General features: G+C 56.7%; 5 protein-coding genes. All 5 read right to left on the reverse strand.

Annotation, left to right across the window (positions count from 1 at the left end):
• Positions 1-18: 18 nt before the first annotated feature.
• Positions 19-3,603: an ImcF-related family protein gene (locus tag JNB89_RS25130; protein WP_346656225.1), complete on the reverse strand. Its 3,585-nt coding sequence runs from the start codon at positions 3,601-3,603 to the stop codon at positions 19-21.
• Positions 3,600-4,763: a hypothetical protein gene (locus tag JNB89_RS25135; RefSeq protein WP_220363998.1), complete on the reverse strand. Its 1,164-nt coding sequence runs from the start codon at positions 4,761-4,763 to the stop codon at positions 3,600-3,602. The genes JNB89_RS25130 and JNB89_RS25135 overlap by 4 nt, the downstream gene beginning before the upstream one ends.
• 785 nt (positions 4,764-5,548) lie before the next feature.
• Complete coding sequence (locus JNB89_RS25140; protein ID WP_220363999.1) at positions 5,549-6,082, reverse strand: hypothetical protein; 534 nt, start codon at positions 6,080-6,082, stop codon at positions 5,549-5,551.
• Between the two features lie 108 nt (positions 6,083-6,190).
• The gene (locus JNB89_RS25145) at positions 6,191-6,976 is read right to left on the reverse strand and encodes a hypothetical protein (RefSeq protein WP_220364000.1); all 786 of its coding nucleotides are present in this window, start codon (positions 6,974-6,976) and stop codon (positions 6,191-6,193) included.
• Positions 6,973-7,774: glycoside hydrolase family 19 protein (locus tag JNB89_RS25150; RefSeq protein ID WP_276572779.1), on the reverse strand; the 802-nt coding region annotated here is incomplete at its 5' end. The genes JNB89_RS25150 and JNB89_RS25145, both read right to left, overlap by 4 nt.

Here is a 7,774-nt window from a genome sequence, read left to right on the forward strand (position 1 = left end):
GCGTGTCACATGGATGGATCATTCCGGCACCTGTCCCTGCGGGATGGGCACGGACGCGTGTCTTGCGGCTGCGAGAGCTGCCTTGGGCAACGGCGGAGGTCCGCTCGATTTCGGCGCTTTCGCGCCAGGCGCCGTGGGCTCCATGAAGATACGAGTGGGCAACGCAAAGCCCCTAAGCGCAAGCAACTCCAACGGACCCTTGCCGACGTCGGTACGCAGCAGATAGCGCAATGGGCGAGTCATACTCAAGGGCGCGAGCGCGCGTGGCTCTTGCGCAGTCAGTGCCGCAGGGTCCGCACCGTCCTCCACCTTCTTGAGGATGGCCTTCACCTCCGGATTCTCAGGTCGGGCCTGCCACGTCAGTTGATAAGTGGCGCTATCAACGGGTTCGACACTCGCGTGCTCGAGCATGCGCAGGAGGGCCCAGCGCCCGCCGTATTCGAATGTGCGGTTGGTGCCCGCCGTTTCCGTCTGCCATTCGATCCGTGTGCCGGCGCTTTGCGGATCGCGCGATGGCCATGTCATCGTCTGCCACGTCTGCGCCTGGTTGTAGTAGTGAAGCGGTTGGGAGTCGACCGTAAGCAGCGTATCCGTGATACCGGGTGTGGGCACGGGCTCGAGCGCAAACATGTACTGCGGCTCGCCCTGTGCGAGCAGGTGGCCGGCAATCTGCTGCAATGTATTGATAGCCTTCAGGAACGCGGGATCAAAGGCCCGCGTAGTACTGCTCGCGCCCGTTCCGACTGACGCTGCGACCCATTGATCGCCCCGCAGTTGCAACGCGCCTGCCAGTTGGGTAGCCAGGAAAGTGTTGATAAGGCCGCCCTGAGGACGCACGAAGCGCGCGAACTCGGGCAGCGACGCATCGTTGGTCGTGCTCGCGAACGGATAGCGCCCGGCAAACGATCGGTTCCATGCAGCAACGATGGTCTGCCGCCATGCATCGTTCAGGCTTGCCTGCGCCGGCCGTAGTACGGTCTGAGTAGCCTGTTCGATCGGCTGAACGAAAAGCGCACTACCCATGCCGGCCCATTGTTCACCCAAACTTGCCGCGACCAGTTGGGCGTAAGACAGCGTATCCGAAAGCTCCGAGCCCTTGCCCTGGAAGAGCCCCTGCGCCACCTGGCGCGCCAGTTCGTCGGGGTCGGCGCTGTCGCTAATCTGCTGCAGCTTCAGTCGCAGCGTGGTTACCCGCTCAGTGAAACGTTCCATGCTCAGGTCGCCGCCGGCGGCAGCTGCAGCGGCCCCGTTTCCCGCCACGCCGACCAGCTTCATCACCGGTCCGAACGATGCGTCAAGCGGTCCAGCCGGGGCGGCCTGCGCAGCCTGCGGCGCGTCGTCTTTCTTGCCAAAGAGGTTCTGTGCTTTCGTGACCAGTGCATCCGAAAGCGAGGCCTGCTGCGTGCCAGTCGCGCCTTGCCAGGCAAGCGTTTTCATTAGGGCAATAAGCGGCGACTGCCGGGCATCCGCGATCACCTTGAGTTGCCCCACCGCAGCCGGAAGCGTAGGCGCAGCTTCGCACCGTATGCTGTTCATGAAGTCCTGCCAGTGCTCGGCGTAGTCGGCGAAGTAGTGAGCACGCAGAGCGGTGCGAAGGGCATCGGGCGTCATCGCTCCGCCAGCCTGTGATTCACCGCTGTTGCCGAGTACCCAGTTGCCCTCCACACCGTTGTGCTTCGCGGCAGCCTCGATTGCTGCCTCGATTGAGCCCTCCCAGGCTTGACGCGTGAAGACGCCGGAGACTGTTGCCGACGTCGAGAAAAGACCGCGCGTGTCAGTGCCGGCCGTGAGCGACGCGAGAGTCTGGTCCGGATACTTGTGGCCGACCGAGTCGAGAATTTCCTGGTAGATCGTGTCTTGCGAATTCTTTACGCCAATTATCGCGAGCAGCGTCAGACGCGCGTTGCCCACGAGATCCTCGCGCGGCTGGATGCGCCAGTCGCGATGCGTCGGCAGATGCTGCGCCCAGAAGCCCAACAGTTGCGTGGACAGGTCGAGCTTCTCGCCTGGCGGCAGACCCGTGTCGATATTCCAGTGATGCGCAAGCTGCGGCGTCATGACTGCGGCGTCAGCGCGTTGCGGGTCGGCCATCATGAGATAAGTCTTGAGTGCCTGCTGCCCATCCTGCGCTACCTGGCTGATTTGCGCGCCGACCTGCGCGGTCGACATCTGCCCGAGATCGACCAGCTGACCTTCGATGTCCTGCTGGACCGGCGCCACCAGCAGCGGCTTTGCGGCACGCGCGTACGGCGTCCAAAGCGCATTGAGCATGGCCCGGTCGTGGTTCAGACCAAAACGGGTAAGCAAGGGCGTGTGCTCGCGAACGCGCGCTTCATGCGCCGCGATGCGCTGCTGGAGTCCGTGCAGCGCGCGCAGACGACCGGCAGTGTCGCTCGCGCGGTCTAGCGCCTGCAAGGACTCTTTCGTGAGCATCACTTCATGTGCGTTGTTCATGCCGGAGACGAGCATGCCAGCGCTCCACAGGCCGATGATGGCGAGCGCGATCGTGGAGACGATCGTCAGTGGATTGGAGAACGTCCGTCGTCCCGGCGTGTGGCGTGCGGCGGTCGCGAGATAGCGCCACAACGGCAAGCGGGAACGTTCCGCGAAGTCCGATGTGGTGGTGCCCGCGAGGGCCAGCGGAGCGAAGAAGACGCCTCCGATCGGCAATGCTCGCCGCTGCCAGTCAGCGAGGCTCGTGATCCAGCGTGCGAGCGGCGCCGCGCGGGTGTCGAGTCGCCGCGATAGCCCGAACGTGTAGCTGTCGTTGCCATTGAGGGCAAGCTGGTGCACGCTGCGGTCGGCCATTCTGTCGCGCAGGTCAAGCAACGCAGCCTCAATGGCAGACGCATTGAGCGGGCGAGTGAATTCGCAGCCCGTTACCGGCGAGTCGATGTGGTGCACGGAATCCGTGCCCGCGACGTCCACCACATACACTGGCGGGGACCAGCGCAGAAGCTCGACGATATGCGCGAGGTGAAGTCCCCAAGTGCTTTTGCTGCGTGCGGAATTCGGTAGCTCCGTGTTGCCGTCGAGCAGGAGCGCAATCGCCTCCAGCGGCTGAATGCAGCGCAACCGACGGATCTGGCGCAGCCAGTTTTCGTCGAGACGACCGTCGGTCCCCAAACCGCCCCAGATAAGAACGGCGTCGTCTGTCATTATCGAGCCGTCTGCGGCCAGTTCCGGCATCAGAGCCGTGACCGTTGCTGCGTCGCCGGCAACTAGTATCCAGGGTTGTGCGGGGGCGAAGCGATACCAGCGCTTCTGATTCAGGTGAGATCGCAGTTGCCTCGCCCACGTTTCGAGTTGCTCCGCGCGACCCTTTGCGGCGTCAGCGGCAGGATCGGTCTTTTCCGGCGGTTCGCTGCCCTCCTTTTTGGATGTCTGCTGGATCCCGCTCCGCATCCGTCTGCGTCGATAAAGAGCAAAGCCGAGTGCGCCGATGATTCCCAATGCAAGGGGAACGAGCAGCGCTAGATTCCGGGTTGACCAGGCGAGCAGATCTTTTGCGTCAATTGTGAAGGCAAGCAGCAACACCACGACGACGGCCAACCCGAGAATCACCATACCCCCGCCCAGGATACGTACCTTTTCGTTATTCAAGCTGGTGTTTCCTTCTGAGGCAGGGATGACAGAGTGCACAAGTACAGTGAGTCAGATGCTGGCTCCCGCCAGCCGACAAGTTGCGCGCCGCTTCCGCGCATTGCTTCCATTGCAATTGCGAGTGCAATCCAGCCGCTCGCGGGCCCAGGTAATCCCAGCGACTTGTCGAGCAGGCGTTCATCTGCCGAGTCGTTCGCGCCCGGTGTGAGAGCTGAACGGATGGCGGTCGACTCGGCCTCCTCGCAGCGGGTAAACCACGCAAGTTCCAAGCGTTCCGCCGTTATCTGATAGTCCTTTATCTGCGAAAGACCGATTTGCAGCGTATCGCGCGGGCTGGTCATAGGGCGGAAGATAAAGCCCGCTGGCGCCGCGTCTGGCGAGGTCAAGAACGCCGCAGCGCCTTCGCTGAATTCGTGCTGCTGCTTGTCTTCATCGTCTGCCCACAGTTGAGCGGCGATGACAAGCCGAGTAGCGGAATCGACGAGGTCCACGTGCCGGGTGATCCAGTCCACACCGTTTTTTGCTGACTGCACGTCGACATGGAAGGTCGTTTGCGGGATCGAGCGCGTAAAAATGCGCAGCAGCTGTGCTGTCCAATCTTGATCATGTGCGAGCGATGCGTCGTCCAGCATCAGCGTGACGAAGACTTCTTTATGGAGCCGAAGCTTGCCGGCAAAACGCCGGGCTATGAGATGCAACAAGCGAGCGCATCGGAATTCCGTCCCACGATCTTTGGTCCAGTCGAAAGTTACGCTTCGGCCGTTGTTGGTGGGGAGATCGTCTTTCGCTCCTGCGAAGCAGGCAATTTCAGATGTAGCGGCAGGGAAGGCTGCCGCCTCGATGACGCACAAGTGACGGCGAGTCCATCCGCGCCACATGGTTTTAAGCCGGACTTGGTTCCGTTCGGTTTCCTCTGCATTCGTTTGGTCCTTCTCCCACCGGTCCACCCTGTAGCCGAACGTCAGCAAGCACGTGATGAACGGAGCGCCAACCAGCGTGCACCAGAACTGATAGGTGTTGGTCGGCTTACCTTGTGGCCAGAAGAACAATACGGCAGCCACCGCAGCCAATGCGAGTGCGACGAGTGCCGGCAGCCAGAAACGCACGGAAATAGGCTCGGGATACTCGACCTTCTTGAAATCAGGAATAGGCCAGGACATCGGGGAAATTTTTGGCGACGGTGTTGTGTGCTTTTCTTGATGGACTTGCTGTCGGGAATACTGCGGGGTTGCGCAATACGGTCCGCAGTATTTCTCTCGGCGTTGTTCCCCAAGAACGGCGCGGCGTTTTCGAATCGCAGCAACAGTCTTAAATTAATATTCAGTACGCCTACCATTCAGCATACCATCGTATGCCTTCCCTGAGATTTTGGGATAACGTCTCGATTTTCTTGAGCGGAGAATCAGAAATTTCGCGCGGTCAGGACGGATATTTCCTGCGATGCGTTGGTGAAAGGTGTAATTAAACAAAGATGCCTGCCGTCACCACTGCGGAGACTAGGGCTTTGCCAGGACTTTGGGAACGCTGCCATCTCAAAGCCTTCCGGGGCGTTCACTCTCTGATCGTGCAACTGCGCTGCTGGCCTGTTCGCCAGTGAGGAAAAGTGGGGGCTTGCCACCTCGCAGCCGGATTGTCTTGAGGGATTCATTGATCATTCAGGTACATGGCCCGGAGTTTCTTCAGTATCGAGGTGGCATCCTTGAATTGGTAGTGTATCTCTCTGCCATTTTTACCGAGGCCATCCTTGCCAGGCAAAAAATGTCTCATCATCGCCTTGTCTTTTTTGATCCTTGCCTGCTCGACATGCGGGAGTATTCATAGATATTTACGCGGTAATAATCACCGGAAAAATCGGCGGCCCTCGAGTTCGTCGGCCACTTTACCAGCACGATAATCTTGCGCCCTTTCCAGTACAGGACCGTGGCGATTTCCGGGCTTGCCCCGTTCATTTGTTCAGAGTCTTCTTGATTGCAGTGGCGGTTTTGAACGGGAAATTGACAATCTTTCCTTCCTGCTTTCCATCGAATCCAGATCCAAATAAATTAGAAAGTTTTATGTTTTCAGAAAAAACAACATTTCTCGCCCGGTTTTTTATCGCGTTATACGCGTGCACCTCATAGTAGTCACCTTCCGTGTTGACTCCCGGTAGGTAATAACGCCATTTCACTATTGCAAACAATATCTTGCTGCGGCTAACCTTAGCTGCAAAAACGCTGACTAGTTCTGGAAGCGCCGGACCGTCTTGGTCGAATGCGGCAATTCGGGTAGCGCGCCCTTCCTTTGTAATAAGCTCAATTATGATTTCATGAGGGACTTCGTCGATATGGCTTACCCCAACCCAGTCGGGCACCGAAAGAAAGCAAATGGGCAGCTCGTTGGGTCCGGGCGGTTCGACAGATGCTGCTGCATACGCCACCATCGATCGCAGCATCATCAACCAAGCTATAGCCTTTATGGAACAAGCAAGTGTTCTGATCATCGTCTCTTCGCCTCATAATTCTTTCATTCGCCAGCTTGTGCGAAGATCCTTCTCCCGACCGAGAGAGTATAAATATATTTCGCGAAACTCTGCAAAGGTACGTTGTGGCTAATTACATATCGTTAAATCTTTGCACCTTACCCACTTGGTGATCGACCTGTTTTGTTTTGAGACGTATCTGACCAGATACCAAAGACCGTTCGAATCGTCAAAGTCGAGCAGTTGAACTTTGTCTCCTTCAACAAGATATAGCTTGGTCATTGAAGTATCCGATGCCGCTGAGTACAGCGCAGCCCATTCAGCCCTCACAGACGAGATGATTGGCCGGCGTTTGCCATACTTTGTCTCATTGGTGACCAACAGCTTCGCGGACAGTTCTCCGTCATGGTAGACGGAACGCGTGATCTGATCGCATCCAACGCACCCGTCACTGACGATGAGCTGATAGGCACCATCTTTGATGCGGTAAACATCTTCATACTGCTTTGAGTCGAGCTTGTACGAACTGATTAAGCGGCGTCCTTCGACTTTGTAGTTGCAGATATCTCTACCGTTGCCAACAAAGCTTATTGGCGAAAAGGTCTGTGTCGCTCGGTTGAATAAAAAGAACTTTGAGCATCCACCCGCGCTTGTTGCTACCAGTTTCTCATCGCCATCCCTATAGATATCAACTAAAGACAAATTTTCATACCCCTCATCGATCGCTTTCTTGAGCTCCGCAGTCGGCGTAATGTTTTTGCAAACCGACTTTGCGTTGCATAGCCGCACTTTGTCGACAGCATAAATAGAAGGCAAGTTGTATTTTGCTTGACCCGAGGATGCTGGGAGCGGCACCGCTACGGCCATACAAAGAAGTCCCCGAGCCAATAGATGGGCCAGATTTGAAAAAATCATTTAAGCCCCCATTCTTTCTTAATTTTATCAAACAACGCTTGTCGCTCCGCTAATCCGTTGTGTCCACCATTGACGGCAAGAGTAATCATCGCGACGTTGTTTTTCTCATGGTCAATAAGGACATTGATATCACCTCTCGCATCATATTTTTTTTCGATCCCCCCTTTGTGGCGCCAAAACCAACAAGAGGCATCAATCGCGTTCTCCATATTCGAGGCGACCAAGTCGGGATTTGAAACGAAATCAATCCCTCTGTACTCTGAGTACATTTTGTAGGTGTTTTTCCACGTCAGTTGAATGAGTCCCTTTCCTTTGTATTTGGGACCATCACCCATGGTCGTATTGCCGTTCTTGGCGGCATCGGGATGTACTCCCGGATTGTATCCCTCTCCGGAAGCAAACTCTATGGTCGTTTCAAACCGGGCAGACTCGTGGAAACATTGGGAAAGGAAATGTGCCTTCTGATAACAATCGACAATATCATAGTCCTCCAATTTTCTATTCAGTAGCGAAACGAATCTCTCTTTATCGTATTTGAAAATGTTCGGATATTTCTGAGGAAAATGCAGTTGAAAGGACGCCGAGCCGCCCTTTCCTGTGAACCAGTCCCCAGACTTGCCAAGTACTTTTTCCAGAAATTCCACTGTAATTGCACAGCAGCTGGACGTAGAGAAATTCCCCACCAAACCCACCGGATGAACATGATTCACCACCGGACTAGACGGAAACCCCTCCACCTTCCCCTTCACCGATTCCCACCACTGAAGCTTCCTGATCCGCTCCAGCTCGCATTTCCAG

The sequence above is a fragment of the Paraburkholderia phenoliruptrix genome, from assembly GCF_019511605.1.
In the GTDB taxonomy this organism is placed as follows: domain Bacteria; phylum Pseudomonadota; class Gammaproteobacteria; order Burkholderiales; family Burkholderiaceae; genus Paraburkholderia; species Paraburkholderia phenoliruptrix_A.

Bases quoted from the DNA above. Each gene is read 5' to 3' on its own strand.
- JNB89_RS25145 (WP_220364000.1), bottom strand. From the start codon at position 6,976: ATGATTTTTTCAAATCTGGCCCATCTATTGGCTCGGGGACTTCTTTGT.
- JNB89_RS25135 (WP_220363998.1), bottom strand. From the start codon at position 4,763: ATGTCCTGGCCTATTCCTGATTTCAAGAAGGTCGAGTATCCCGAGCCT.
- JNB89_RS25140 (WP_220363999.1), bottom strand. From the start codon at position 6,082: ATGATCAGAACACTTGCTTGTTCCATAAAGGCTATAGCTTGGTTGATG.